Raw genomic sequence first — 25616 nt, 5'->3', positions numbered from 1 at the left:
AACGCCGCGGCGCGCGGTGCGTCACCGGCGGACCGGTACGTCGGCCCGCGCCCCGGCCGCGATCACTGACCCGCGGTGAGTGCCCCGGTGCGCAGGAACTCCAGTCGGCGCCGCACCGCCTCCGTGGCTCCCGGCCGCCGCCCCGGGACGCGGCCCCGCAGGGAGGCCAGGCGCGGCCCGAGTTCCGACGCCGGACCAGGGTCCCGGAGTTGTTGCCACTGGTGGTGCGCCCGGTCCACGGCGGCCTGGACGCCCGCGCTGTCCGGGGCCTGGTGAAGGGCGAGGCGGGCATCGGCGGCCGCCATCCACAGCTCGCAGCTCGCCTGCGCGTCGCCGGAGACGTGGGCCAGATCTGCCCGCACCTCCAGCCAGTGGACGGCCTCGACCGACCCCGCGCCGCTGGTCCGCACGGCCCAGCGCTCCCACTGCGCCGCGAGCGCCGCGGCCTCGCCGTGGCGGCCGGCGTGCGCGATGGAGAGGATCGCGGGCAGCGGGTCCTCGGCCGGCGCCGCAGGGGCCGGTGGCGTGGGAGCCGGAGCCGGAGCCGGAGCCGGAGCCGCGTGCGCCGGTACGGGAGCCGGCGCACCGGCCACGGAGAGGAGCAGGGCCCCGTCGTGGCCGGCCTGGGCGGCGGCCCTGGCGTGGAGCTCGCCCGGCGGCGGGTTCAGTCCGCTGCGCCAAAGGGTCGCCACGGCCTGGAGGTAGGACGGTTCCGCGGCAGGTCGGTTGCGGGCCGGCGGCGGTGCCACCCGGCCGTAGAGGGCGATCCCGGGCCCGAGCGTGAGACCGTACGCGGCGATCTCCTGCCAGGCGTCGGGGGCGGCGACCAGGTCGACGATCACCCTCGTCGAGTCGGCTCGCCGCGGCTTCAGTTCGCCGACCAGCCACTCCCACGGCAGACCCGTGTACCGCAGGGTCGCGGGAGTGGACCGGGCCAGGGCCAGGTGCAGCCGGTGCTGCCGCGCGTCGAGTTGGAGCTGCCCGGTGACGAGGAGGCTGAGCGGTCCCGGGGTCGCGGCGGCAGCGCGCACGCGGGTGAGCACGGTCTGCTGGTCCATCGGATCGGCGAGCTCGACGATCGTGCCGGCCGGGGTTCCGGTGAGGGTGCTGGGTGGGACGGCCGCGAGGGTGGGCAGGACGCCGGTGGCGTTGATGAGCCGGCTCTTGCCCGTCGGCGCGGCCGCGAGGAGCAGTGCGGTCCCCGTCGTGTTCTCGCCTTTGATCACATGAGCACCGTACGCTCTCCCGGCTCCGGCGTGTCCCGGACGGGGAGGCGGACCGTGACGAGCAGACCGCCGGCGGGCCGGGGGACGAGCTCGAGGGTGCCCTCGTGGGCGCGGACGATGCTGTGCACGAGGGCGAGGCCGAGGCCGACGCCCGCGTGCTCGTCGGTGCGTACGCGTTCCGTTCCGCGCCGGAAGGGTTCGGTCAGGGTCGGCACCAGTTCCGGTGGCACCGCGTGGCCGGTGTTCTCGACCCGCAGCACGCTCGCGTCGTGCCGTGCTTCGGTGCGGACCGTCACCGCGCCGCCGGACGGGAGGTTGTGGACGACGGCGTTCTGGACGAGGTTCGTCACCATCCGCAGCAGGAGCTCCGCGGAGCCGCTGGTCCACGCCGGTCCGCCCGCGACGTCGAGCGCGACACCGCGCTGTTCGGCGAGGGGCAGCAGGGTTTCCGCGGCCTCCTCGGCGACGAGGGAGAGGTCGACGCGCTCGTGGGTGAAGGTCCCCCGGTCGCTGCGGCTGAGCAGCAGGAGGGCCTCGGTGAGGCCGATCGCACGCGCGTTGACGGCCTGGAGGCGTTCGAGGACCTCGTCGCGGTCGCGGGTCGGGTCCCTGCGGGCCACGTCGAGCAGCGTCTGCGAGATGGCGAGCGGGGTGCGCAGTTCGTGGGAGGCGTTCGCGGCGAACCTCCGTTGCTCGGCGACGTGCGACTCCAGCCGGCCGAGCATCGTGTCGAAGGCGTCGGCGAGCTCGCGGAACTCGTCCCGCCGGCCTTCCATGCGGATCCGGTGGGACAGCGATCCCTCCCCGGCCGTCCGCGCCGCATCCGTGATCCGGGTGAGCGGGGCGAGCATCCGCCCCGCGAGGAACCAGCCCCCGACCAGGCCGAACAGGAGCAGGAAGACCATCGCCACGGCCGCGGCGGGCGCGAACATGTGCACGAGGAGGTAGCGGTTGGGTGAGATCCCCAGCAGCCCCTGGGAGTTGTCGGGTACGTAGCGCAGCAGGAACACCCACACCACGGCCAGCAGCAGGGCCCCGGCGACCGCGAGGAACCCGGCGTAGCTGAGGGCGAGCTTCAGCCGGGCACTGAACCCCGGGCGTCTACGCACGCGTACCACCGGCGGGAGGGACGCCCGGGCCGGTGTCGATGCGGTAGCCGACGCCCGGCACCGTGACGATGACCCACGGCTCGCCGAGCCGTTTGCGCAGAGCGGAGACGGTGATGCGGACGGCGTTGGTGAAAGGGTCGGCGTTCGAGTCCCAGGCCCGCTCCAGCAGTTCCTCGGCGCTGACGACCCCGCCCTCGGCGGCGACCAGCACTTCGAGCACGGCGAACTGCTTGCGGGTCAACGCCACATGACGGCCGTCGCGGAACACCTCCCGGCGGAAGGGGTCGAGCCGCAGGCCCGCGATCTCCCGGACCGGCGGCCGGGCGTGGGCGCGCCTGCGGTCGAGCGCCCGCAGCCGCATGACGAGCTCCCGCAGTTCGAACGGCTTGGTGAGGTAGTCGTCCGCACCGAGCCCGAACCCCGACGCCTTGTCGTCGATCCGGTCGGCGGCGGTGAGCATGAGGATCGGCATGCCGCTGCCCGAGGCGACGATGCGGCGGGCGACCTCGTCGCCGGAGGGGCCGGGGATGTCGCGGTCGAGGACGGCGAGGTCGTAGGAGTTGACCCTCAGCAGCTCCAGGGCGGAGTCGCCGTCGCCGGCGATGTCGGCGGCGATCGCCTCCAGCCGCAGACCGTCACGGACGGCCTCGGCAAGGTACGGCTCGTCCTCCACGATCAGTACGCGCATGTCCGAAGCCTAAGCAGCCCGGCATATCGCCGACGTATCCGACGTTCGTGGCGACACCGCTCAGCCCACCGGCTCCAGTGCCGGTTCCGAGGCGGGGTGAGGCCGGTCCGACGGGGCGGGCGCCGCGGTGCGCCACCAGCGGCGCGACGCCAACCCGGCCAGCACGGCGCCGACCGCGTTGACCAGTACGTCGTCCACGGAGGACACCCGGTCCAGCCGCAGGACGTACTGCGCGACCTCCACCAGGACGGAGCAGCCCGCCCCCAGCGCCAGGATCCGCGGCGGGGACGCGAGTGCCGCGAACCGCATCGGGGCGAAGAAGCCCAGCGCCGCGAAGACCAGCAGGTTCCCGACGATCCCGAGCGGGCCCATCGTGACCAGGTCCCGCAGTGGCAACAGGCTCACCCGGCCGGGGACGACGCCCGCCCCGGAGCCGGGCATCATGGTCAGCCACACGAACGGCACCGTCCCGTGCACCATGCCCACTTCGGCGAGCGACAGCCGCCAGGCCGATGCGACACCGGCGGCGCGCCGGCGGTGAGCCAGGAGCCACGCCACCAACGGGGCCAACGGCAGCGCGACCAGCGTCATGAGCACCACGCCGTTGAACGTGTCGAAACAGCCGTGCCACCGCCCGGCCGTGCACATCGGGGCGGACATCATCAGCGGCCGCCGCACGACGAACAGGGCGCCCGCCACGCCCAGGATCGCGATGCCGGAGAACACGATCCGGCGCGTGCGGCGGGCCGGTGCCGGTGGGGATGCGCTGTGGTCCATGCGTCCATGGGAGCCGGACGGCCGTTGCGGCGGCGTATGCGATTTTCCATATGCCCGCGATACACCGCCCGGCCGTGCGCGATCATGATTGAATGGACACTCGATTCCTCGGCATCCCCGAACTGGCCGAAGCCCCGTCCGCGGCGGTCGTGGTCGACGTCATGCGCGCCTTCACGGTGGCCGGCTGGCTCTTCGACCGGGGAGCGGAGAAGATCGTGCTCGCCGAATCGCTCGACGAGGTACGCGAGCTCAAGGCCCGTCACCCGGACTGGGTGGCGCTCAAGGACGGACCGCCCTTGCCCGGGTTCGAGATGGTCAACTCGCCGGGCCTGCTGCGCTCCGCCGACCTCGGCGGACGGACCGTGGTGCAGAAGACCACCGCGGGGACGGTCGGCGCCCTCGCGGTCAAGGACTCCCCGCTGGTGCTGTGCGCCGGCTTCGTGGTGGCGGAGGCTACGGCCCGGCTGCTGCGCGCACGCGGGTGCGACAGCGTCACGTTCGTGGTCACCGGCGAGGACGGACGGGCGGAAGAGGACCTGGCCTGCGCCCAGTACATCGCGGGGCGGGCCACCGGGGCCGGGCCGGATGCGGCCGGGTTCCTCCGCCGCGCGGCAGGGTCGCGCGCCGCCGCCGAGCTGGCCGAGAGGGTGCGCGAAGGGACCCACCCCGACGACGTCGCGCTCTGCCTGGAGCTGGACCGGTTCCCCTTCGCCATGGTCGCGGCCCCGGAGGACTCGCTCATGGTCCTCCGCCGGTACGACGTGCCCCGGGTCGGCTGACCCCCGTCACCCCGAACCCGTCCGGGTGGTCCTGCGGACGGAAGCCCGTGGCGGGGGAGTGTCGCCGGTGCGCTCCACCCACCCGGCTTGGTCAAGTCGTGCCATGGCACTTCCTGGACTTCGCCCGACCCGGGCCTCGTGGCGCCCATGGTTCACCGTCATGGCGACGGCGGCGCTGCTCGCCGCGGCCCCCTCGTACGCCGTGGCGGCGGAGGCGCCCCCCAGCGGACCTCCGTGCCCTCCGGCCGGCTCCCCGCACGATCCGCACGGCCCGCACGACTGCGACGGCCCCGGCCTGCCCGAGACGGGTGCGGTCACCGTGATCAAGGAGGACGAGCTCACGGGCCTGCCGCTGCCCGGCGCCGTCTTCCGATTGTGGGAGGAGACCAACGGCATCCCGGGTCTCCAGACCACCGGCGCAGACCCGGACACCGACATCGGGGGCCCCTGCACGACCGGGGCCGACGGGGTGTGCTCCCGGAGCATGCCGCTCGGCGTGTACTACTGGCTGGAGACACAGGCTCCGCCCGGGTACGAGCTCCCGGTGAACCCTGCGGTCGGCCCGCTGGTGCTCTCGCCGGAAACCGTCGAGGAGGGCGTGACGGTCATCGTCGACAACCTCCCGGCATCCGGCTGACCCGGAATCCACTCCTCCGGCACGAAGTATTCGCACGTACGAGCCGATCCGGTTTCTCTGTCGGATTTTCCGACGGGGCCGAAGTGACGATCCGGCATTTCGCGCCCGGCGCGCGCCCGCCGCTGCGATGCTTCCGCAGTCGTCACCGGGCCGCCGCTCCGCGAGCGGTCCTCGATACCGGCTCCGAGGGGGAGACTTCATGTCATCGATCGCCGTGCCGCGCGGACCGAGACCCTGGTGGCGGGGCCGCCTCCTGGCGGTGGCCACGTCGTCCGCGCTGGCCGCCGGCGGCCTGACGGTCCTGGCGGGTCCGGCGGCGGCCGAAGGGGTGTGCGCCGCGCCGGTCGTGGCGGATGCCGTCACCACGATCACTTGCACGGCCGGCGGTTCCGGAAGCCTCACCGTGCCCGACGAGATGTCCGGTGCCGTGGTCACCCTCGACGGCGCCGGGGGCGGCAACGCCTACGACGGCACACCGGGCGGCAAGGGCGCGCACCTCGTGGCGACCGTACCCGTGACTCCCGGGCAGACCTTCAACGTCACCGTCGGCAAACGCGGCGCCAACGCGGCCGCGAACGCGCAGTTCGGCGCGCCCGGCTCCGGTGGCGCCCTCGTCGCGGTGACGACGGACGCAGGCGCCCCCCTGCTGACGGCCGGTTCGGGCGGCGGCGCGGGCGGAGCCGGCATCGGCTCCCCGGCCTACCCGGGAGCGGCCGGCGGTGACAGCGGCGGCGCGGGCGCCAACGGCAACGGCCAGGTTCCCGACGCGCAGGGCGGTACGGGCGGAGGCCCGGGCACCGACACCACCGGCGGAGCGGCGGGGACCGGAGGGTTCGGCACCGACAACGAGGGCGCGAACGGCTCCCCGGGCGGCTACCCGAACGCCGCCGGAGGCTCGGCCGCGCAAGGGGTCTTCAGCCCGACCGGCGCCGGCGGGCGCGGCGGCGCCGGGTACGGCGGCGGAGGCCGGGGCGGAGCCGGCGGCCGGTACGGAACAACCGGCGGCGGAGGCGGCGGCGGAGGCGGCGGATCCAGCCTGGTCTCGGGCACGGTCCCCGGCGCACCGGTCACCCTGGCCAACGGCGCCAACGCCGGAGACGGCCGCGTCGTGTTCGCGTTCCACCGGGCGCCCACGGTCACCGCCGTCAGCCCGGCCACCGGACCCGCCGCGGGCGGCGCCGCGGTGACGGTCACCGGCACGAACCTGGCGGGCGCCGTCATCACCTTCGGCGCGGGCGATCCCGCCACCGGCGTCACCTGCACCCCGACCTCCTGCACCGCCACGGCACCCGCCGGGACCGGCACGGTCGACGTACGGGCCACCACCCCCGGCGGCACCAGCGCGCCGTCCGCAGCCGCCCGCTTCACCTACATCCCCGTACCCGCGGTGACCTCGCTCAGCCCGTCCACGGGCACGACGGACGGCGGTACCGTCGTCACGGTGACCGGCACCGGCCTCGGCGGCGCCACCTCGCTCACCTTCGGCCCCGGCAACCCGGCCGGTGCCCTGTCCTGCACCGCCACGGCGTGCACGGCCACCGCACCCGCGCACGCCGCGGGCCCCGTCGACGTACAGGTCACCACGCCCGGCGGCACCAGCGCCGTGGCCGCCGCCGGACGGTACACGTACCAGCTCCCGCCCGCCGACATCGACGTGGACCTGACCGCGCAGCCGGGCCTGAGCCTCCTCGTCCCGTACCTGACCTACACCCTCACCGCCCACAACACCGGCCCCGGTACGGTCACTTCGGCCACCATCACGGCGACACTGCCGCCGGGCTCGTCCGCCGGATCGCCGTCCCCGGGATGCACCGCCCTCGGGACCACCGTGACCTGCGTCTACGGCACGATCGCCGCCGGCAGCGCCTCGGCCAAGACGTTCCGGGTACCGCTGAGCCTGCTCTCGTTGGGCCGCGTCTCGGTCACCGCCACCCGGACGGCGTCCGCCCCGACCGACCCCAACACGCTCAACGACAGCGCGACCGCCTCCTGCACGGTCGTCTCCGTCCTCCTGGCCACCTGTCCCTGATCCTCCCCGGACCGCACCTGGTCCCGCACGCCCCCGCGGCCCCGCGAGCCCACCGGCTCGCGGGGCCGCGGCCGCGCGGGGGATGCCTTGACTTCGTCGGGCCGCTGCCCGACCCTCGGGCGCACCCCGGCCCGCTACGCCAGGGCCCACAGCGCGGAGGACGACGTATGGGACAACTCGACGGCAAGGTCGCGGTCGTCACGGGCGGTTCGTCCGGCATCGGCCTGGCGATAGCCGCACGCTTCGTCAGGGAGGGCGCGCGGGTCTTCCTCACGGGCCGACGGGAGACGGAACTCGCCCGGGCCGCAGCCGCGTTGGGAGACTCGGTGACCGCCGTCCCGGGTGATGTGACCAGCGAGGCCGACCTGGCCCGCCTCTACACGGCGGTGGCGGATTCGGGCAGTCCCCTGGACGTCCTGGTGGCCAACGCCGGGGGCGGCCGGCCCGCCGGACTCGCCGATCTCACCGGGGACCAGTTCGACCTGACGACGGACCTGAACTTCAAGGCGGCCTTCTTCACCGTGCAGCGCGCACTGCCCCTGTTCCGGGACGGCGGCTCGATCATCCTGCTCGGCTCGGCGGCCGGCTCCGCCGGGTCCCGGCGCTTCGGCGTCTACGCCGCGACGAAGGCCGCCGTCCGCTCGATGGCCCGCAGCATGGCCCTGGAACTGGCCGGCCGCGGCATCCGCGTGAACACGCTCAGTCCCGGCCCGATCGCCACCCCGTCCCTGGCGCAGGCCCCCGCCGAGGTCATCGAGGAGGCGACGGCCCGTGTCCCCCTCGGCCGCCCCGGCCGCCCCGAGGAGGTCGCCGCCGCCGCACTGTTCCTCGCCTCACCCGAGAGCAGCTACATCACCGGGATCGAACTCTTCGTGGACGGCGGCGCGCGCCAGGTCTGAGGCGGGCGGTCCGTTCGACCCGGAGGAACGATGCGGCAGGATCACATGGTCAGATGCCCGAAAACCCCCGCGACCAGGACTCCGGCGCCGAAGACGAGGAAGCTGACCACCGTCATGACGGCGAGCTCGCGGCGGCCGACCCCGGCCCGCATCGTGCCGTGGTCGTGCCCTCCGGCCGCCGCGGGGCCCGGCCCGCCGGAGAGCGTCGCGCCGGCCAGGGCCGCTCCCGCGGCAAGCGGCACCGGCTCCGCGTCGCGGACGGTCATCATCCCGTGCTTGAGGCCCCGGTCCACCAGCCACCAGTTCATGGGCAGGGCCACCAGGAAGCCGGCGCACAGGGCGATGGACATGATGAACCAGAAGGTGGGCTCCGTGGGGCTCGGGTGGGGCATGGTGTTCGTCATCCAGGGGTTCATGACGGCGGTCATGCCGCCCATGACCGCGTTCATGGACAGCAGCTCCGCCATGAACGTCTTCCTCAGGGATGTGCGGTAGCCGCCGAACATGTCCTTCATGAAGAGGGCCTGGAAGACGGTCCAACCGAACAGGAAGCCCAGGGCGTACTCGCACAGCAGCTCCGCCCACGGCTGGAGCCCCAGGTTGTAGGTGATCACCGCCGCGACGAGGATGCCGACGCCGTCGCCGGCCACGCAGTGCATGGTGGAGCCGACGACCTGACGCCACTTGGCCGCCACGTACTGCTCGTGCGTGCCGGGCAGCGGCTCGCGGCAGCTCAGTACGTACATCAGCGCTCCGAACAGGCTGCTGAAGGCGGTGATGATGACGAAGCCCCACTTCATCACCGTCGCTTCCGGCGTCCTGCGGATGTCGACGGCGACGAAGACCACGGCGACGGCCACCTGCAGGAACCACAGCAGCATCACGCCTTCGAGCAGCACGGACGCCTCCTGTCGATCACTCCCGACAGCCTGTCAGGCCTCCGGGCGACCGGCCACTCGGAGCCCGGCGGCCGTGGCGGTGCCCCCCACGCGGATCCGGACGCCCGAGGGCCCGGGACGTGCCGTGGCGGTGATGGTGGCGGGGCTGCCCACCGCATCGCCCATGTCGACGGCGATGCGCGTGGTGCCCCGCCGCGCCAGGAGGGCGGCCAGGCGGGCGGTGCCGTTCGCGTTGGCGTTGTCCTCCGGGACCCCGATGGACGGTGCGAACATCCGGGCCGCAAGCCCACCCGTCGGCGAGGGCGGCGAATGGGCGTACGCGCCCGGCAGGCCGAGCCGGTCGCACGCGTCCCGGAGCCCGTCGAGGTCCGGGTCCAAAGCGGCGAGCGCGGCGCGGCTCGCGACGGCACCATCAGCCGCTCCCGGCCCACCCCCGCCACCCGTCCCCCCGCGGCGGCAGCCTCCGCGGCGGCGCCGAGCGGCGCGAGCGCGAGGTCCGGCTCGGCAGCCGTGGGAGTACGAAGTCCGACGGGGCCGGGGTCGAAGCTCGCGGAGAAGTACGCCCCGTTCCGCACCACCCAGCCGTCGAACGCGCGAGCGGACGTACGGAGGGTGGCCCGGTACCCGGGCCCGGGCCCGGCCCCGGTCCCCGCTCGGGAGGCGAGGAAGGCCGGCGCGGCGACCGTACCGTGGCCCGCAGGCAGGCAGCTCGCCCTCGGAGGTGAAGAAGCGGACGCGGACCCCGGACGGCCCGGGCGCGCCCCGGCGCGGCACACGCGGGAAGACCGCGTGCGAGGTTCCCCGCTCCGCGGCCACAAGCCGGCGGTCCTCGTCGCTCGGCGCTCCGTCGTCCTCCACCACGGCGGTGGGGCTGCCACCGACGCCGTCGCGCAGACAGGCGCGGACGAGGTTCATGCGCGGCCCGCGGCGAAGCGGACGTCATAGCGCCCCTGCTCGGGGAGGAGCACGTCGAAGGGTTCCTCACCCCGCCTGACTCGTCCCAGGGCCCGGAAGTATCCGAAGCGGTCGACTCCCGGGGTGAGGAGCACGAGCAGCTCCGCTTCCCGTCCCGGGGCGGCCCCGAAGGCGTGGACGGTGTCAGGCGGGACCACCACGAGTCCACCCGCCCCCACGGTCTCCACCCGGTCGTCGTCCGTGCCGTCCGTGCCGTCCGCGCCGAACAACCGGAACCAGGCGGTGCCGGCCACGACGTAGAACACCTCGGTCGACCGGGTGTGGTGGTGCGGGCCCGCGCCGTCGGACCCGGCGGCCAGCTTCAGCAGATTGGCGCCCACCGCCCCGCCGGTGTCGGCGGCATCCGCGAGCAGCAGGAAGCCGGCTCCTCCGGGCAGTGCGACGGGTTCGGCCTCCTCGGGCCGTACGACGAACGGGTTCACGGTCGCTCCTCCTCGAGCACGACGGCTGACGACCCCATTCGACCCCGGGAACAACCGTGCGGCCAGAACCGGTTGAGGATCACGGCCATCTGGGATCGAGATGGCCGGCCGGGGAGGCCTCGTCGTACTGGGGGAGCGCGAGCGTGGAACTGCGACAGCTGCGGTACTTCGTCGCGGTCGCCGAACAGGGCGGCTTCGGCCGGGCGGCCGACAGCCTGGGCATCGTCCAGTCCGCGGTCAGCACCCAGGTGCGGCGCCTGGAGCGACAGCTCGGACTGGTGCTGTTCGACCGGGGCGCCCGGCAGACCGTTCTGACGGCCCACGGCGAAGCGCTCCTGCCGCAGGCCCGGACCGTACTGGAGGCGGCCGACCGCACCCGGACCCTCGCCGCCGAACTCGCCGGCGGATCCGCCGGGCTGCTCCGGCTGGGCCCCGTCAGGGGTCCCGGCGAGCGGACGAACCAGCTCCTCCACCGCCTCGCGGACGACACCGCGGCTTTCAGGGTCGCCCTGCGCCACGTCCCGGCGGCCGAACGGCTCCGGCTCCTGCGCGACGGCGAGCTCGACGCGGCCTTCGTACGGGGCGAGCCGCTCGCGCCGCCCGGCGTCAGCCTCCTGGAGGCCTGGCAGGATCCGCTGTACGCCGCCGTTCCTGCCGGTCACCCCCTGGCGGCGCGGCCCGCCCTCACCCTCGCCGACCTCGCGGAACTGCCACTCCGTCTCGTGGAACGGCCGGCGAACCCACCGTTCCACGACCTGGTGACGGACCTGCTGCGCGCGGCCGGCAGCGGGCGGCCGCCACTGGGCCCCCGCTTCACCACCCTGACCGAGACCCTCGCGGCGATCGCCTCGGCGGCCGAACCGTCTTGGACCCTCTTCTACGAGGTGACCGGGCTTCCGGACTTCCCCGGCATCGCCGTACGACCCCTCGCGGGCCCCGCCCTGACGACATGGCTAGCCGTTCCGGAGGGACCGCCCGCCCCCGTACTGCGCAGGCTGCTGGCGGCCTTGCCCGCCGCCGGGTCACGGCCTTGAGTCTCCAGTGACTGGAGACTGCAGAGTGGGAGACATGGACGCCACGACCCTCTGCTCGATCGGGGAACTCTCCCGACGCACCGGCCTGCCCGTCAGGACCATCCGGTTCTACTCCGACGCGGGGTTGGTGGCGCCGACCACCAGAAGCCCCGCCGGATACCGGCTCTACGGCCTCGACGCACTGCTCCGTCTGGAACTCCTGCGCACCCTGCGCGAGCTGGGCATGGACCTGGCCACGAGCCGGCGGGTGCTGGACCGCGAGCTCTCGGTGGCGGAGGTCGCCGCGGCGCACGCCGATGCCGTGGACGCCCGCATCCGGGCGCTGCAGCTGCGCCGGAGCGTTCTGCGAGCCGTCGCCGCGAGCGGGGCCGGACCCGAGGAGATCAAACTCATGCACAGGCTCACCCGGTTGTCCGGCGAGGAACGCCGCCGTCTGATCGACGACTTCATGGACGACACGTTCGGCAGTCGCGACAGCGAGGAGGGCACGAGGACCGCGACGTCCATGCTCCGCGCCGCCACTCCCGAACTCCCCGACGACCCGTCCGGCGAGCAGGTCGCCGCGTGGGTGGAGCTCGCCGAGCTGGTCGGTGACGAGGACTTCCGGGCGCGGATGCGCCGTACGGCCGTGCACCAGGCCACCGGAGGCGGGTCCGGCATCGAGGGCGAGGCCGGCGAGGAGCTGATGGACCTCGTCCGCCGGGAGGTCGCCGGGGCCATGGAGTCGGGCATCGACCCGCTCGGCGAAGGCGCCGGACCGATCATCGACGACCTCGTGCACCGCTTCGCCGAGACGTTCGACCGCACGCCCGACGCCGCGTTCCGGGACTGGCTGGCCCGGCGGTTCGAGGAGCTCCACGATCCCCGGGTGGATCGGTACTGGCGGCTCGTGTGGATCGTCAACGGCTGGCAGGTGGTCCCGAACCTGACCCCGGTGCACCCCTGGCTCATCCGGGCCCTGAGGGGCGGTCAAGTGGCATAGCCGCGGCGGGCCGCATGGCGCTCCGGCCGGCCGATCAGTCGATGATCTTGTTCATCCGTACCCAGGTCCCCACGCTGCCTCCGAAGCGCAACGTCCCGCGTGTTGACGGCAGAACGGGGGTGCGGATGTCCAAGGCGGTCTCGTCCGAGCGGAACACTCCTGTCTGGGCGGCCTGGGAGGCGACTTCCTCCCGGGCCAGGACCACGGTATCGATCCGCACGCCCTCGCACCCGTGCTGACGGCCTTCTTCCACACGGGGCGGCCGGGCTGAGGGCGTTCGGCCCCGGGGTTCAGCGCGGTGGCGGGTGCGTCGTGAGCCAGTGGCGGGCGATCTGCTCGCGCGTCGCGAGCCACGCGCCGCCGCGCCGCTCGACGTGCTTCAGGAAGCCTTCCAGGGCGCGGATGCGGCCGGGCCGCCCGATGATCCGACAGTGCATGCCGACGCTCATCATGCGCGGGCGGTCGGCGCCCTCGGCATGGAGCGCGTCGAACGCGTCGACGAGGTAGGCGAGCATGTCGTCGGCGGTGGTGAAGCCGTGCACGATCAGGAACTTGAAGTCGTTGGTGTCGAGGCTGTACGGAAGCACGAGGTGCGGTCGGCCGGCCGCCTCCACGTAGAACGGCAGGTCGTCGGAGTAGTCGTCCGAGTCGTAGAGGAAGCCGCCCTCCTCGGCGACGAGCCGCCGCGTAGCGCTGCTCGTGCGGCCGGTGTACCACCCGACGGGCCGGCGTCCGACGAGCCGCTCGATCCTACGGACCGAGCGGGCGATGTCGGCGCGTTCCACGTCCTCGGGGGCGTGCCGGTAGTCGATCCACCGCCAGCCGTGGCCCGCCACTTCCCACCCGGCACCGCCCATCGCCCGCGCCGCGTCCGGGTTCTGCTCCAGTGCCCGGCCCACGGCGTGGACGGTGAGGGGCGCTCCGTGCGCCGCCAGGGTGCGGTGGATGCGCCAGAAACCGGCGCGCGAGCCGTAGGCGAACATCGACTCGACGTTCAGGTCCCGTCCGCCGACCACGGGCGGCGCGCCGACGATCTCGTGCAGGTACCCCTCGGAGGCGGCGTCCCCTTCGAGGACGCTCTGTTCCCCGCCCTCCTCGTAGTTGAGTACGAGACTGACGGCGACCCGGGCGCCACCGGGCCAGGCGGCGTGCGGCGGCTCGGCGCCGTAACCCGTGAGATCGCGCTGATGCTCGGACACGGGGCGCACCCTACCGCCGATGGGGCGCGCGCCCACGGGTGGCGGCCCCGACTCGGCCGTTCGCTCCCGGACGGAGCAGGCGTGCGGTCAGTGGGAGTGCCCGCCGGGCTCATCGGCGGTGGAGCCGGTGGAGCCGGTGGCTGCGGGCGCGCTCGGGGCGCCGGCGGGCCCGCCGGCCTGCACGGTGAAGGCCGCCGTCCGGACCTTGCCCTCGTGCTGGAAGTCCAGGAACAGACGGTACGTCCCGGCGTTCGGGGCCGTGGCGGTGAAGGAGACCTCGGGCCCCGGGCCGCCCGCGTTGGGGTGGACGTGGAGGTAGGCGAGGTCCCCGTCGCGCAGGGCGACGAGGTGGCCGTACGCACCGAGGTAGGGCTCCAGGTTCGTGACGGGCCTTCCGTCCTTGCCGACGGTGAGCCGGAGTTCGCCGGCCTTGCCCGGGTCCAGGGTGCCGCCCAGGGTGACGTCGTAGCCATCGACCTCCGCCGTCCCGGTCGCCGGTGGCATCGGGGCGGGAGCGTACGTGCCGGGTACGGCGAGATCCGCGCCGAGGGTGACGCCCTTCGCGCCGTCGGCGGCCGGGGTGAAGTCGGCGAAGGCCTTGTAGCCGCCTGCCGCGGGCAGGTCCACCGGCGTCGACCAGGTCCCGTCGGCCTCCCGGACCGGGTGGAGGTGGCGATAGACCGTGAGGTCGCGCGAGGCGACGATGAAGTGCAGCTCCTTTCCGTGCTCGGTCTTGTACGCCGTGACCTTGCGCCCGTCCCGGTCCTTGATCGAAAACCTGATCTCGGCGGGGCCGGGCCCGACCTGCCTCGTGTCCAGGGACAGCGTGTAGCCGGCGTCCGAGACCTGTAGCCCGCCGGGTGCGGAAGCCCGGGCCGCTTCCGGGTGGCCGCCATGCCCGTCCGCGTCCGCGTCCGCGTCGGCTCCGGCGCCCGCGCCCGACGCGCCCGGCGCGCTCGCCTGTGCCGAGTGACCCGGGTGTTCCGCCCGCTCCGGGGTGCCCATCGGGCCGACGCCCTTGCCGACTCCGTACGCGGTTCCGAAGACGGTCGTGAGGGCGGCGGCGAAGGCGGTGATCTTCAGTCCGGTGTTCATCTCTGCTCTCCCGTGCGAGGGGTGGGGGTCCGGCGGCTGCCGACGCTCGTCACCATACCCCCCAGGGGTATCAAGTCAAGCGATCGGGTCCCTTGTGCGTGATACCCATGGGGGGTATACCTGAGGGCGTCCAAACCGATACCCCCTCCAGGTATCAGAGCGAATGGAGAGAACCATGTCCTGCTGTACTCCCGAAGGCACCTGCGGCACGAACGCCGGCACGACCGCCGGTGCGGCGACCGCCGTGGCCGTTGCCGTCGCCGACCCGACCGTCAGCACCGCGTACCGCGTTTCGGGCATGACCTGCGGACACTGCCGCACGGCCATCACCACCTCGGTCGGAGCCCTCGACGGCGTCGTCTCCGTCGACGTGGACCTGGCCGGCGGCCTGGTCACGGTGACCACCGTCGGCGAGCCCCACGACGACGCCATCGCGGCGGCGATCGACGACGCCGGCTACGAGCCGACCGGCCGCGCCGCCTGACACCCGACCCGACCGTCCCCTCGCCGGGGCCCGTCCGCCCGGGCCCCGGCCCGTTCCCACCCCTCCCGCGCACGAACGAGGAGCAGCACCCATGACCACCACCGTCGGCGCCGCCGAGATCGAACTCGCCATCGGCGGCATGACCTGCGCCTCGTGCGCCGCCCGCATCGAGAAGAAGCTCAACCGCATGGACGGGGTCGAGGCCACCGTCAACTACGCGACGGAGAAGGCCAAGGTCACCTTCGACGCCGACGGCGTGTCCGTCGCGGAGCTGATAGCCACCGTCGAGGCCACCGGCTACACCGCGCACGAACCCGCCCCGGTCCGTACGGACGAGGCGGGGGACGCCGCCGACCCGGCGGGGGACCACGACGAACTGCGCCCGCTGCGGCAACGCCTCGTCACCGCCGTGTCCCTGGCCGTCCCCGTCATCGCCATGGCGATGGTCCCGGCGCTCCAGATCGAGTACTGGCAGTGGCTCTCGCTGACCCTGACCGCGCCCGTGGTCACCTACGCGGCCTGGCCCTTCCACCGCGCCGCCTGGACCAACGCCAGGCACGGCGCGGCCACCATGGACACCCTGATCTCGGTGGGCACGACGGCCGCGTTCCTGTGGTCGCTGTGGGCGCTGTTCTTCGGCACCGCCGGCACTCCCGGCATGACCCACGCCTTCGAGTTCACGATCGCCCGGACCGACGGCGCGGGCAACATCTACCTGGAGGCGGCGGCCGGAGTCACCGCCTTCATCCTGGCCGGCCGCTACTTCGAGGCCAAGTCCAAGCGGAAGGCCGGCGCCGCCCTCAAGGCGCTGCTGGAACTCGGGGCAAAGGAGGTCACGGTGCTGCGTGGCGGCCGCGAAGTCACCGTGCCGACCGCCGAACTCCAGGTCGGGGACCGCTTCCTGGTCCGCCCCGGTGAGAAGATCGCCACCGACGGCATCGTGGTCGAGGGCTCCTCCGCCGTGGACGCCTCCATGCTCACCGGCGAATCCGTGCCCGTCGAGGTCGGCGTCGGCGACCCCGTCACCGGCGCCACCCTGAACGCCGGCGGCCGCCTCGTGGTCGAGGCCACCCGCGTGGGTGCCGACACCCAGCTCGCCCGGATGGCGAAGCTCGTCGAGGACGCCCAGAACGGGAAGGCCGCCGCCCAGCGCCTCGCGGACCGGATCTCCGCGGTCTTCGTACCCGTCGTCATCGGCCTCGCGCTGGCCACCCTCGGCTTCTGGCTCGGCTCCGGCGCCGGACTCACGGCGGCCTTCACGGCGGCCGTCGCCGTCCTGATCATCGCCTGCCCCTGCGCCCTGGGCCTGGCCACCCCCACCGCCCTCATGGTCGGCACCGGCCGCGGCGCGCAGCTCGGCATCCTCATCAAGGGCCCCGAAGTCCTGGAGAGCACCCGCAAGGTCGACACCATCGTCCTCGACAAGACCGGCACCGTGACCACCGGCAGGATGACCCTCCTCGCCGTCCACACCACCGACGACACCGACGCGACCGAAGTCCTGCGCCTCGCGGGCGCGTTGGAGCACGCCTCCGAGCACCCCATCGCCCAGGCCGTCGCCGCAGGCGCGGCCGCCAAGGCCGGCACCCTGCCCACCCCCGAGGACTTCGCCAACGTCCCCGGCCTCGGAGTCCAGGGCATCGTGGAAGGCCACGCCGTCCTCGTCGGGCGCGAAAAGCTCCTCGCCGAGTGGGCCATCGACCTGCCGGTGCACCTGGAGCGCGCGAAGGCGCGGGCCGAGGCGGCCGGCCGTACCGCCATCGCCGTGGCCTGGGACGGCGAGGCCCGCGCCGTCCTGGAGGTCGCCGACGCCGTCAAGGAGACCAGCGCCGAGGCGATCCGGCGGCTGCGCTCCCTCGGCCTCACCCCCATCCTCCTCACCGGCGACAACCGGGCCGTGGCCGAAGCCGTCGCGGCCGAGGTCGGCATCGAACAGGTCATCGCCGAGGTGATGCCGCAGGACAAGGTCGACGTCGTCAAGCGACTCCAGGCCGAAGGTCGCAGCGTGGCCATGGTCGGCGACGGCGTCAACGACGCGGCCGCACTCGCCCAGGCCGACCTCGGGCTGGCCATGGGCACCGGCACCGACGCCGCCATCGAGGCGGGCGACCTGACCCTCGTACGAGGAGACCTGCGGGCCGCGGCCGACGCCATCCGCCTCGCCCGCAAGACCCTCGGCACGATCCGCTCGAACCTGTTCTGGGCCTTCGCCTACAACATCGCCGCCCTCCCGCTCGCCGCGGCCGGACTGCTCAACCCGATGATCGCCGGAGGGGCCATGGCCTTCTCCTCGGTCTTCGTGGTCGGCAACAGCCTCCGCCTACGGAGCTTCCGGGCCGCCGGCAACTAGGACGGCCCAGAACACCGCCCCTCCGCGGCACGAACTCCGCGAAGGGGCGGTTCGCCGTGCCCACCCCGCCGGCGGGAAGGTCAGCGGGATGGGCGGTCCCAGTGGACGAGTTCGGCCATCATCCGCAGCCGGTCGGCACGTGCCGCCGGCCGGCTCGTCCGCGCGCCCCGCGTCCGCGCCGCGGCCGCCCGCAGAGCGGGCAGCAAGCCGCCCAGTACCGCTCCCGCCTCCGGGTTCGGCCGGTCCGCCGACAGGTAGGCGTCCACCTGTGCGACGACTGCCCGTTCCAGGTCGGTCAGCCCCTCACGGCGCAGCTCCGCGGGCGGAGGCGCGGGCAGGCACGACCACCGCAACACCATCGCCCGGTGGGCACGGTGCAGGTCCGGCCCGGGCCACCGGGGAGCCGCCATCCAGGCCCGGTCGGCGGCCGACGGCGTACGGCGGTGCTCCTCCTGCTTCTCCCTGCTCCGCCGGTGGGAGAACTCCGCCCACTCGGCCGTACGCGCGTCCCTGCTGCGCTCAAGGGCGGCCAGCGCCGCCACCATGGCCCGCGGGTCGCGGCGAGTGTCCCCGAACCGGCTCAGGTAGGAGTGGGTCCAGGTGAAACCGAACGGGCCGTACAGGACGATCGCACTGCCCAGCGCCGCGCCGCGCCGGGCGGGACTCAGACGCTCGTCACGGACGCGGCGGGCATGCACGGTGAAACTCATGACCCCCATCCTGCACGGCCATGTCGTACAGGACCCTCGCTCGTTGGGAACGAGTGTCGCCCGCCCGTCGTCCTTCCGCCGGACCTTCCGCCCCGCCTCGACCCCACCTCGTCGTCGCCGCCATGGGCTGCGCCGGGGGCATGGTCATGCTGGACCAGCCCGTCGTCGCCGTCGCCCTCGACCCCGTGGCGCGGAGCCTGGGCTTCACCACCTTCGTCATGCACGCCGTGGTGCTCGTCTACAGCCTGGCGATGGCCGCGTTCACGCCCGTCGGGGCCATGGCCTCACGCCACTTCGGCCTCCTGCGCACCTTCCGGTGCGGGACCGCCGTGTTCGTGGTCGCCTCCGGGCTCTGCGGCCTCGCGCCGGGTGGTGACGCCGCCGAGGCGTACCTGCTCACGGCCAGGGCCGTGCAGGGCATGGGCGCCGCGCTGATGCTGCCGGTGGCGACGACGCTGATCGCGGACGTGTACGAGGAGCGGGAACGCGGCCGGGCGCTCGCCGCGTACGCGGGTCTGGCACAGATCCTCTTCGTCATGGGGCCCGTGGTGGGGGCGGTCCTCATCGTGTTCTTCGGATGGCGGTCGGTCTTCCTCGTCAACGTGCCGGTCGGCGCGCTGACCCTCTGGGTGATCGGCCGGGCGCGCGTACGCAACGAGGCCGGGAGCGGCACGCTCGCCGCGGGCCAACCCCTCGCCGTGATCCTCTCGCTGGGCCTGCTCGTCTGGGGGCTCTACCAGTGCGGAATCCGGGGCGTCACCGATCCGAGGACCCTCACCGCCCTGGTGACGGGAGCGTCGGCGCTGGCCCTGACCGTACGGCTCGTCCTGCGCTCCCCGGAGCCCCTCGTGGACCTGCGGCTGCTGCTCATCCGCCCGTACGCCGTGGAAGTGGCGCTCACCTTCCTGGTGCAGGCCGCGCAGCTGATCGTGGTCGTGCACGGCACGCTGTTCCTGCGGCAGGCCCTGCACCTGTCGCTCCCGGCCACCGGGACCGCCCTGATCCCCCTGGTCGCGTCCCTGACGACGGGCACCTTCCTGTCCGGGTACCTGCTGGACCGCTCCCGGTCGATCCGGGTGCCCGTCCTGCTGGGCCTCACGGCCGCCACATCGGGTGCTGTGGCCTGGACGGCCGCGCTGCCGACGGGGGAGTACCGCTGGCTGGTCCCCGGGATGATCCTCGCCGGGCTGGGGATGGGGCTGCCGGTCCCCGCCCTGAGCGCCGAGATGATGCGCGCGGTCCCCGCGGACCGACGGCCCGACGCGTCCGTCGTCCGGCAGACGCTCCGCCAACTGGGCGGGGCGCTCGGCCTGGCCGGCGCGGGAGCCGTGGTCCTCGGCATCAACAGCGACGCGGCGGACGAGGCCGGCATCGTCAGCGCCGAAGCCACCCCCGGCGCCTTCGTGGTCGCGAGCTGCGCCCTGGGCATCGCCCTCCTTCTCGCGGCCACGGCCCTGCCGAAGGGCCGGCCCGCCGCCGCGCCGCCCCGCGGGTGAATGCGGTCGATCCCCGTGCGGGCGGGGTGGGATGACCGGATGCGGCGTGCCGGGCGCCAGTGACCAGGCCGTCGGCGAGCGAGTGCCCTGCCGGACCGAGGTGAGCGGGAGGACCCCGACATGCCCGTGGCGAACCCCGAGGCGAACAAAGAGGCGAACAACGAGGCCGACATCGAGGCCGACATCGAGGCGGACGTGCTGATCGTCGGCGGGGGGCCGGTCGGGCTCACCGCGCGGGCGCTCCTGGAGCGCTGGGGCGTACGGACCCTGCTCGTCGAGAAGCACCGGGAACTGTCACCGTTCCCCCGGTCCCGCCTGGTCAACGCACGCTCGATGGAGATCTTCCGCCGGCTCGGCCTCGAGGCCGACATCGCCGCCCGCGCGTTCCCGCCGAAGTTCGGCCGCGTCCGCTTCCGCGACACCCTCTACGACAGCGACTTCGCCAGCGCCGCGATGGTGGGGGTCGACGCACCGATCCCCGAAAGCCCCGTGATCGGCGTGGTCACCTCGCAGGACCGCCTGGAACCCACCCTCCTGGCCGCGGCGGACGGGCCGCTGCGCTTCGGCACGGAGCTCGTCGGCCTGGCCGAAGGGCCCGGGAGCGTCACCGCCGTACTCGTCGACCACCAGCGCGGCGAACAGAGCCGCGTCCGCGCCCGCTACGTACTCGCCGCCGACGGCGCGAACTCCACCGTCCGGCAACGGCTCGGCATCGAAACCAGCGGACCCGGGGCGATGGCGGCCTTCACCACGGTCGTGTTCGAAGCCGATCTCGGCCGCTGGTCCGACGGACAGCCCGCGGGCGTCTACTTCACCGCGCACGGGGCGTTCGCCCCGCTCTACCCCGAGGGCGGCTGGGCCTGGTTCGGGCCCACGCCCGAGGACACCGGGAGCACCGACTGGCCAGGCCTAGTCTCGCGCGCCCTCGGCCCCCGGGCCGACGTACGGGCCGATGTGCTGCGCGTTCAGCACTGGGTGATGAACGCGTTCGTCGCCGAACGCCTATGCCACGGCAGGACCCTGCTCGCCGGAGACGCCGCCCACGCGATCCCGGTCTTCGGCGGCATGGGCATGAACGCCGGCGTCGCGGACGCGCACAACCTGTGCTGGAAACTGGCCGGTGTCCTCCGGGGGTGGGCCGGACCGGGTGTGCTGGACACGTACGAGACCGAGCGACTGCCCGTCGCCCACCTGACGCTCGGTCAGGCAGTCGCCAACACGCAGCTCGCACTCGAAGTGCAGAGCAGGCGCCGCGAGGAGCTCCGAGCGGGAGCGGCGACGGCTTCCAACCAGGTCGAACTGCCCTGGGCCGAGGAGTACTTCGCCCAGCTCGGCCTCGTGCTCGGCGTCGCCTACCGCTCGGAGGCCGTCCTCTCCGGCGATGGCACCCCACCGGAGCCGGCCGGCACGAGCACGACCGCGGACTACGTCCCCACGGCAGAGCCGGGCCACCGCATGCCGCACCTGTGGCTCACACCCGAACGCTCCACCCTCGACACCCTCGGCGAGTGGTTCACCCTGCTCACCGCCGACCCCGTCCCGTGGGAACGGCAATCCGCCACCCCATGGCCACTGCGCATCGAGACCCTCACCGACGGGCACGGGCAGGCCTGGGGCCTCCCGACGCAGGGAGCACTCCTCGTCCGCCCCGACGGCCACGTCGCCGCGCGCTGGCACGACCGCCCGCCGAACGACCACACCCTCCACGACGCCCTCGGCGCCATCACCGCTACGACCGGCCGGCGTTGACCGGCGAGCCGTACGCCCGACACGGCTCGGTCAATGCGGGATGCGGCGGGCGCTGTCATGGCGCTCATTGTCCGGGGCCCGGAGCGACGGCGCCGCCGGATTGTCCGGCGCTGAGCTGCCGTGCGGAGCGCCGGCCCGATCCGCCGACCACCCTCCGGCGCGCAGTTCCTACGCGAGCATGCGGGGAAACAGGCCCGAGCAGAACGCCGATCACGAAACGGACGAGCAGGACGAGCCGTAATCGAGCCGATCGCCCCCCGCGACGATGCCGCCCCCTCAGCCCGGGTATCCCGCCGAGGGGGCGGACCGCGCTAATCGCGCCCGTTCCCCATCAGCACGGAGGCCTCGGCCTCGCGCTGGTGGGGGACCGACGCACCCCACGACTCGACCGAGAGCGTCTGCTTGGGCGCGGGGATGGAGATGCCCTCGGCCCGGTACCGCTCGTGCAGCCGCTTGATGAACGCGTGCTTGATCCGGTACTGGTCGCTGAACTCGCTCACGCCCAGGATCACCGTGAAGTTGATCCTGGAGTCCCCGAACGTGTGGAAGCGGACGAGGGCCTCGTGATCGGCGACCCCGCCCGACACATCGGCCATCACGCCGTCGACGACCTCCAGCGTGACCCGCTCGACGTGCTCCAGGTCGCTGTCGTACCCGACGCCCACCTGGACCAGGATCGACAGCTTCTGTTCCGGCTGGGTGAAGTTGGTCATGTTCGTCCGTGCGAGACGGCCGTTGGGGATGATCACCAGGTTGTTCGACAGGTTGCGCACCACGTGTTGCGCCAGTTGATGTCGACGACGTACCCCTCCTCACCGCTGCTGAGCCGGATGTAGTCACCGGGCTGCACCGTCTTCGACGCGAGGATGTGCACGCCCGCGAAGAGGTTGGCCAGGGTGTCCTGCAGCGCCAGGGCGACCGCCAGACCACCCACGCCGAGTGCCGTGAGCAGCGGCGCGATGGACACGCCCATGGTTTCGAGGGCGACGAGCACACCCATGGTCAGTACGACGACACGGGCGATGTTGACGAAGATGGTGGCCGATCCGGCCACTCCCGTGCGGGACTGCGCCAGAGACTGCACGAGCCCCGCGACGCCCCTGGCCGCCGAGACCGTGGCGATGAGGATCAGCACGGCGATCAGCGAATCGTTCACGAGCCCCGTGACCCGCGTGGTGAGCGGTAGGGCCGACGCCGCCGCGGCCGCGCCCCCGATGACGGCGGCCCACGGCACGAGCGTGCGGAGCGCGTCGACGATGATGTCGTCCCCGCTCCAGGCCGTCCTGCTCGCGTGCCCGCCCAGCCACCGCATCAGCACGCGCAGCAGCAACCCGGCCGCGACACCCGCCGCCATCGCGATGGCGGCCACCACCCAGTCGTGCAGGACGAGGTCCCGGCTCACAGGGCCCCCTCCGGAGTGAGGGGGATCGGGCGCACGGCGAGCGGGGCCGCCGGCCGACGTATGTGTCGTGTCGTCACTTCTTCACCTGTCAGATCGTGCTGTACGGAGCCCCGTTCGAGCAGGTGTGCGCACTCGACCCGGGCTGCCATCCTGCCCCACGGGCAACACGCCCCCGCACGTGGGCCCGGACGCCGATGTCAAGGAATTCTTGACAAGTCGGCGACGTCAAGGTTTCCTTGACGCATGTTGATCTTGAATTCAAGGGCCCGACACCGGGACCTCTTTCCGGCCACGACGTCCATGGCTGCCGTGCTGCCGCTCGCCGTGAGCCTGCCGGCCGTGACGGTGATGTTCGACGACCGGCTCGGCCCCTGGGTCACCGTCGTCCTGATCGTCGTCGGCCTCGCACTGATCGCCTGCACGGCCGGGGCGGCCGCCCGAGCGGCTGCCCGCAACACCGCCGAGCAGGCGCGCCGCGACGAGGCGGTCCTCGACGCCCTCGAACCCCTTGCCGGACTGCGCCGATGAGTGACGAACCGTTGCTCCACCCGGCGGAGATGGACCGGATCCGGGAAGGGATCGCCGCAGCCGTCCTCGGCGCCCCCGAGGGGCTGGCCGACTCGCTCGAACACGACGCCCACGGGTACCTGCGCCTGGTGGACGCCTCGCGCGTCGGTGCAGAGGAGGCGAGCCGGCTGCTGCGTGAGGCGGTCCAGGGCGCCAGGGCCGCCGGCCACAGCTGGGACACGGTGGGTCGGGTCCTGGGAGTGAGCCGCCAGGCCGCCCAGCAGCGCTTCGCGGCCAAGGTCGCGGGCGCGACGGCGCCGGCCGCCGGGGGACCGAACGCCCCGAAGCGTCGCACCCTCGGAGGATTGACCGCGTTCAACGAGATGGCCGCCCTGGACGAGGCGGGCCGCGACGGCTGGCACATGGTCGGCTACGGTCCGTTCTTCCACGAGGTGGAGGCGTCCGGCCACCCCTGGGAACACTGCCGAGTCACGCTCCCCTCCCTCGCACGGCACCGGCGAATGGAGTCCGAAGGCTGGATCCCGGTCGGCGCGGGATGGTTCCCGTGGCGGTACTACAAGAGGCCCGTGAACCCCGGCTCCTAGGTCGTCACCACGGTCGGCGCGCACCGGCGTGGCCCGCTTGACCCGTCGGGCCGGGGGCCGCAGAGTCGGGACGCGGCACCACGCAGGCGCCGGAACCCCTGCTCGCCGGGCACGCCCGCGCGAAATGCCCGTCCGGGGACACCGGGCGGCCTTCACCCCCGGGAGTGGCCGTGCCGATGGTCGTCGACCTCGTCGTGATCGGCACGGCCATCACCCTCGGCCCGCTGCACAACAGTGGCTTCATCCTGCTGCTCGCGTCGCGCCGCGGCGTTCGCAAGGGCCTCACGTTCCTGCTGTCCTGGCTGGCCAATCTGGTCGTGGTGATCGCCTGCGTCGTGCTGCTGACCGGCGGGACCCCGCCCGTCCACCACAGCACGCCGTCGACCGCCGCGGTCGCGGCGAAGCTGGCGATCGGCGTCGGCCTGGTGCTGTTCGGCGTCCACCACTACCGGCAGCCGCCGCGCCCGCGCAAGCCACCGGCCTGGACGGCCCGCATCGACGACGCCTCGCTCGGCACGACCGCCGCACTCGCCTGGCTGCTCCAGCCCTGGGCCTTGGTGGGCGCCGGCGCCGCCACGGCCGTCGACGCCGACCTCTCCTCCCTCTCCGACTGGCTCGCCCTGACGGCCTACTGCCTGCTGGCCACCCTCAGCCTCCTGGTGATGGAGCTGTACGCCGTACGGGCGCCGGACGCCGCCCAGGCCCGGCTGAACGCACTGCGGAGCCGGCTCGAGCACCACCAGGACCAGCTGATCGTCGCCCTCTCGCTGCTGGCCGGTCTTTGGCTGATGGGCAGCAGTATCTACACGCTCGTCGCCTGACCGGTCCGCTACAGGTCCGAGGATTCCGCCACGTCGCAGTCGGTGAAGGCGGGCGGCCGCGTGGAGAGGGCCGCGAGCTGCCTGGCGAGCTCGGCCGTCTCCGGGGCGTTGCTGTTGGCCATGGCGTCCTCGTACGAATCGAACTCGACCACTGCCAGAATGCGGTTCGGGTTGGACCGGTCGCGCAGCAGGGTGCGGTGCGTGGGGGCGTGCTTGCGGCCTTCCGTCCGGGCCGTCTGCTCGTACTGACGGATGAGGTCGCGCATCTCGTCGGCGCGGTCGGTCTCGAAGTCGATGATCTGCGCGAACTTCATGGGTCCTCCTGGTACGAGGCGGCCCCCGCGGTCCGGGGGCTCTACCCGTCCAAGCAAGCACTGGCCGAAGGGCCCGGCAACTCCGCGCTCGGCAGTCGGCCGAGCACGCCGGTGCAGATGCATCGAGCGCCCCCTGAAGGTGTGCGACTTGTTGCACTCGGTGACATTCGGGTCCCCTGGCGGTGAGGCGCCCCACAGGACCCACGTCACATACGAACCGGGCTAGTAGTCCCGAGACGTCCCGCCCGGCCCCCTCCTCGCCGTCTCGTGGCATGGTCGTCGGGCCGGTGCTGCGAGGCAGGCTAGTAATCGGGGTCGTTGCCAGGGCCCGGGGCCGTCGGTAGAACTGGATGAGTCGCCGGGCGGCACGGGTGCTTCACCCGCCGCCCACCGATCCCCTCTCCTTCGCGTGAGTGGCTCACGCATGC

The 25616-nt window shown here is 73.3% G+C and carries 25 protein-coding genes and 1 pseudogene; 13 read left to right on the top strand and 13 right to left on the bottom strand.

Going from position 1 to position 25616, the window contains the following annotated elements; translation table 11 throughout:
* Positions 1-62 precede the first annotated feature (62 nt).
* From ACFYYJ_RS39690 to ACFYYJ_RS39675, 4 genes are read right to left on the bottom strand one after another with little or no spacing between them, the layout of a single operon-like run.
* Positions 63-1226, bottom strand: a complete 1164-nt coding sequence (locus ACFYYJ_RS39690; RefSeq protein WP_389139550.1) for a hypothetical protein — start codon at positions 1224-1226, stop codon at positions 63-65.
* Positions 1223-2335 (bottom strand): sensor histidine kinase, encoded by a 1113-nt coding sequence (locus tag ACFYYJ_RS39685; RefSeq protein ID WP_389139548.1) that lies wholly within the window; start codon positions 2333-2335, stop codon positions 1223-1225. Before ACFYYJ_RS39685 ends, ACFYYJ_RS39690 begins: the two co-directional genes overlap by 4 nt.
* Positions 2328-3023 (bottom strand): response regulator transcription factor, encoded by a 696-nt coding sequence (locus ACFYYJ_RS39680; RefSeq protein ID WP_385131416.1) that lies wholly within the window; start codon positions 3021-3023, stop codon positions 2328-2330. Before ACFYYJ_RS39680 ends, ACFYYJ_RS39685 begins: the two co-directional genes overlap by 8 nt.
* A gap of 60 nt (positions 3024-3083) precedes the next feature.
* Positions 3084-3800, bottom strand: a complete 717-nt coding sequence (locus ACFYYJ_RS39675; protein ID WP_389139545.1) for a VanZ family protein — start codon at positions 3798-3800, stop codon at positions 3084-3086.
* Between the two features lie 92 nt (positions 3801-3892).
* Between ACFYYJ_RS39675 and ACFYYJ_RS39670 the strand changes: the two genes are divergently transcribed.
* The 4 genes from ACFYYJ_RS39670 (at position 3893) to ACFYYJ_RS39655 (ending at position 8144) form a co-directional block, all read left to right on the top strand.
* Positions 3893-4579: a 2-phosphosulfolactate phosphatase gene (locus ACFYYJ_RS39670; RefSeq protein WP_389139543.1), complete on the top strand. Its 687-nt coding sequence runs from the start codon at positions 3893-3895 to the stop codon at positions 4577-4579.
* A gap of 160 nt (positions 4580-4739) precedes the next feature.
* Positions 4740-5216, top strand: a complete 477-nt coding sequence (locus tag ACFYYJ_RS39665) for a prealbumin-like fold domain-containing protein (RefSeq protein ID WP_389139541.1) — start codon at positions 4740-4742, stop codon at positions 5214-5216.
* A gap of 199 nt (positions 5217-5415) precedes the next feature.
* Complete coding sequence (locus tag ACFYYJ_RS39660) at positions 5416-7245, top strand: IPT/TIG domain-containing protein (protein ID WP_389139539.1); 1830 nt, start codon at positions 5416-5418, stop codon at positions 7243-7245.
* 167 nt (positions 7246-7412) lie between these two features.
* A complete protein-coding gene (locus ACFYYJ_RS39655; protein ID WP_385366499.1) occupies positions 7413-8144 on the top strand; it encodes an SDR family NAD(P)-dependent oxidoreductase in 732 nt (243 codons plus the stop codon).
* Positions 8145-8185: 41 nt separating this feature from the next.
* On the opposite strand, the gene ACFYYJ_RS39650 is transcribed toward ACFYYJ_RS39655, so the two are convergent.
* From ACFYYJ_RS39650 to ACFYYJ_RS39640, 3 genes are read right to left on the bottom strand one after another with little or no spacing between them, the layout of a single operon-like run.
* Positions 8186-9043 carry a DUF4396 domain-containing protein gene (locus ACFYYJ_RS39650; protein WP_389139536.1) on the bottom strand — a complete coding sequence of 286 codons (858 nt, stop codon included), beginning with the start codon at positions 9041-9043 and terminating at the stop codon, positions 8186-8188.
* A 33-nt stretch (positions 9044-9076) separates the two neighbouring features.
* The gene (locus ACFYYJ_RS39645) at positions 9077-9958 is read right to left on the bottom strand and encodes a PhzF family phenazine biosynthesis protein (protein ID WP_389139534.1); all 882 of its coding nucleotides are present in this window, start codon (positions 9956-9958) and stop codon (positions 9077-9079) included.
* Complete coding sequence (locus ACFYYJ_RS39640) at positions 9955-10440, bottom strand: cupin domain-containing protein (RefSeq protein WP_389139532.1); 486 nt, start codon at positions 10438-10440, stop codon at positions 9955-9957. The genes ACFYYJ_RS39645 and ACFYYJ_RS39640 overlap by 4 nt, the downstream gene beginning before the upstream one ends.
* Positions 10441-10583: 143 nt before the next feature.
* On the opposite strand from ACFYYJ_RS39640, the gene ACFYYJ_RS39635 reads away from it, so the two are divergent.
* Together ACFYYJ_RS39635 and ACFYYJ_RS39630 are read left to right on the top strand one after the other, a co-directional pair.
* Positions 10584-11474: a LysR family transcriptional regulator gene (locus ACFYYJ_RS39635; RefSeq protein ID WP_389139530.1), complete on the top strand. Its 891-nt coding sequence runs from the start codon at positions 10584-10586 to the stop codon at positions 11472-11474.
* Positions 11475-11508: 34 nt separating this feature from the next.
* Positions 11509-12456: a MerR family transcriptional regulator gene (locus ACFYYJ_RS39630; protein ID WP_389139528.1), complete on the top strand. Its 948-nt coding sequence runs from the start codon at positions 11509-11511 to the stop codon at positions 12454-12456.
* 34 nt (positions 12457-12490) lie between these two features.
* Here ACFYYJ_RS39630 and ACFYYJ_RS39625 read toward each other — a convergent pair whose 3' ends face one another.
* The 3 genes from ACFYYJ_RS39625 to ACFYYJ_RS39615 form a co-directional block, all read right to left on the bottom strand.
* The gene (locus tag ACFYYJ_RS39625) at positions 12491-12676 is read right to left on the bottom strand and encodes a hypothetical protein (RefSeq protein WP_389139526.1); all 186 of its coding nucleotides are present in this window, start codon (positions 12674-12676) and stop codon (positions 12491-12493) included.
* Positions 12677-12746: 70 nt separating this feature from the next.
* On the bottom strand, positions 12747-13655 hold the full coding sequence (gene puuE / locus ACFYYJ_RS39620) for an allantoinase PuuE (protein ID WP_389139524.1): 909 nt from the start codon (positions 13653-13655) through the stop codon (positions 12747-12749).
* 87 nt (positions 13656-13742) lie between these two features.
* Entirely contained in the window at positions 13743-14750 is a 1008-nt protein-coding gene (locus ACFYYJ_RS39615; RefSeq protein WP_389139522.1) for a hypothetical protein, read from the bottom strand.
* A gap of 175 nt (positions 14751-14925) precedes the next feature.
* On the opposite strand from ACFYYJ_RS39615, the gene ACFYYJ_RS39610 reads away from it, so the two are divergent.
* Both ACFYYJ_RS39610 and ACFYYJ_RS39605 read left to right on the top strand, forming a co-directional pair.
* Complete coding sequence (locus ACFYYJ_RS39610; protein WP_385131381.1) at positions 14926-15234, top strand: cation transporter; 309 nt, start codon at positions 14926-14928, stop codon at positions 15232-15234.
* Positions 15235-15325: 91 nt separating this feature from the next.
* Positions 15326-17584 carry a heavy metal translocating P-type ATPase gene (locus ACFYYJ_RS39605; protein ID WP_389139519.1) on the top strand — a complete coding sequence of 753 codons (2259 nt, stop codon included), beginning with the start codon at positions 15326-15328 and terminating at the stop codon, positions 17582-17584.
* Between the two features lie 80 nt (positions 17585-17664).
* Here ACFYYJ_RS39605 and ACFYYJ_RS39600 read toward each other — a convergent pair whose 3' ends face one another.
* Positions 17665-18294, bottom strand: coding sequence for a hypothetical protein (locus ACFYYJ_RS39600; RefSeq protein WP_389139517.1), 630 nt, complete (start codon positions 18292-18294; stop codon positions 17665-17667).
* Between the two features lie 20 nt (positions 18295-18314).
* Here ACFYYJ_RS39600 and ACFYYJ_RS39595 point away from each other — a divergent pair, with 20 nt between their 5' ends.
* Together ACFYYJ_RS39595 and ACFYYJ_RS39590 are read left to right on the top strand one after the other, a co-directional pair.
* Positions 18315-19790, top strand: a complete 1476-nt coding sequence (locus ACFYYJ_RS39595; protein ID WP_389139515.1) for an MFS transporter — start codon at positions 18315-18317, stop codon at positions 19788-19790.
* A gap of 120 nt (positions 19791-19910) precedes the next feature.
* Entirely contained in the window at positions 19911-21539 is a 1629-nt protein-coding gene (locus tag ACFYYJ_RS39590; RefSeq protein WP_389139513.1) for an FAD-dependent monooxygenase, read from the top strand.
* Positions 21540-21850: 311 nt separating this feature from the next.
* Here ACFYYJ_RS39590 and ACFYYJ_RS39585 read toward each other — a convergent pair.
* Positions 21851-22941: pseudogene (locus ACFYYJ_RS39585) on the bottom strand (mechanosensitive ion channel family protein).
* A gap of 300 nt (positions 22942-23241) precedes the next feature.
* Between ACFYYJ_RS39585 and ACFYYJ_RS39580 the strand changes: the two are divergent.
* The 3 genes from ACFYYJ_RS39580 (at position 23242) to ACFYYJ_RS39570 (ending at position 24874) form a co-directional block, all read left to right on the top strand.
* Positions 23242-23469, top strand: a complete 228-nt coding sequence (locus ACFYYJ_RS39580) for a hypothetical protein (protein ID WP_385367083.1) — start codon at positions 23242-23244, stop codon at positions 23467-23469.
* Positions 23466-24053, top strand: coding sequence for a hypothetical protein (locus tag ACFYYJ_RS39575; RefSeq protein WP_389139511.1), 588 nt, complete (start codon positions 23466-23468; stop codon positions 24051-24053). The genes ACFYYJ_RS39580 and ACFYYJ_RS39575 overlap by 4 nt, the downstream gene beginning before the upstream one ends.
* A 176-nt stretch (positions 24054-24229) precedes the next feature.
* Positions 24230-24874 carry a GAP family protein gene (locus ACFYYJ_RS39570; protein WP_389139602.1) on the top strand — a complete coding sequence of 215 codons (645 nt, stop codon included), beginning with the start codon at positions 24230-24232 and terminating at the stop codon, positions 24872-24874.
* An 8-nt stretch (positions 24875-24882) separates the two neighbouring features.
* On the opposite strand, the gene ACFYYJ_RS39565 is transcribed toward ACFYYJ_RS39570, so the two are convergent.
* On the bottom strand, positions 24883-25188 hold the full coding sequence (locus ACFYYJ_RS39565) for a hypothetical protein (protein WP_389139509.1): 306 nt from the start codon (positions 25186-25188) through the stop codon (positions 24883-24885).
* Positions 25189-25616 lie beyond the last annotated feature (428 nt).

It is taken from the genome of Streptomyces sp. NPDC002467, from assembly GCF_042889825.1.
Taxonomy (GTDB): domain Bacteria; phylum Actinomycetota; class Actinomycetes; order Streptomycetales; family Streptomycetaceae; genus Streptomyces.
This window is presented reverse-complemented; position numbering and strand designations above follow the sequence as displayed.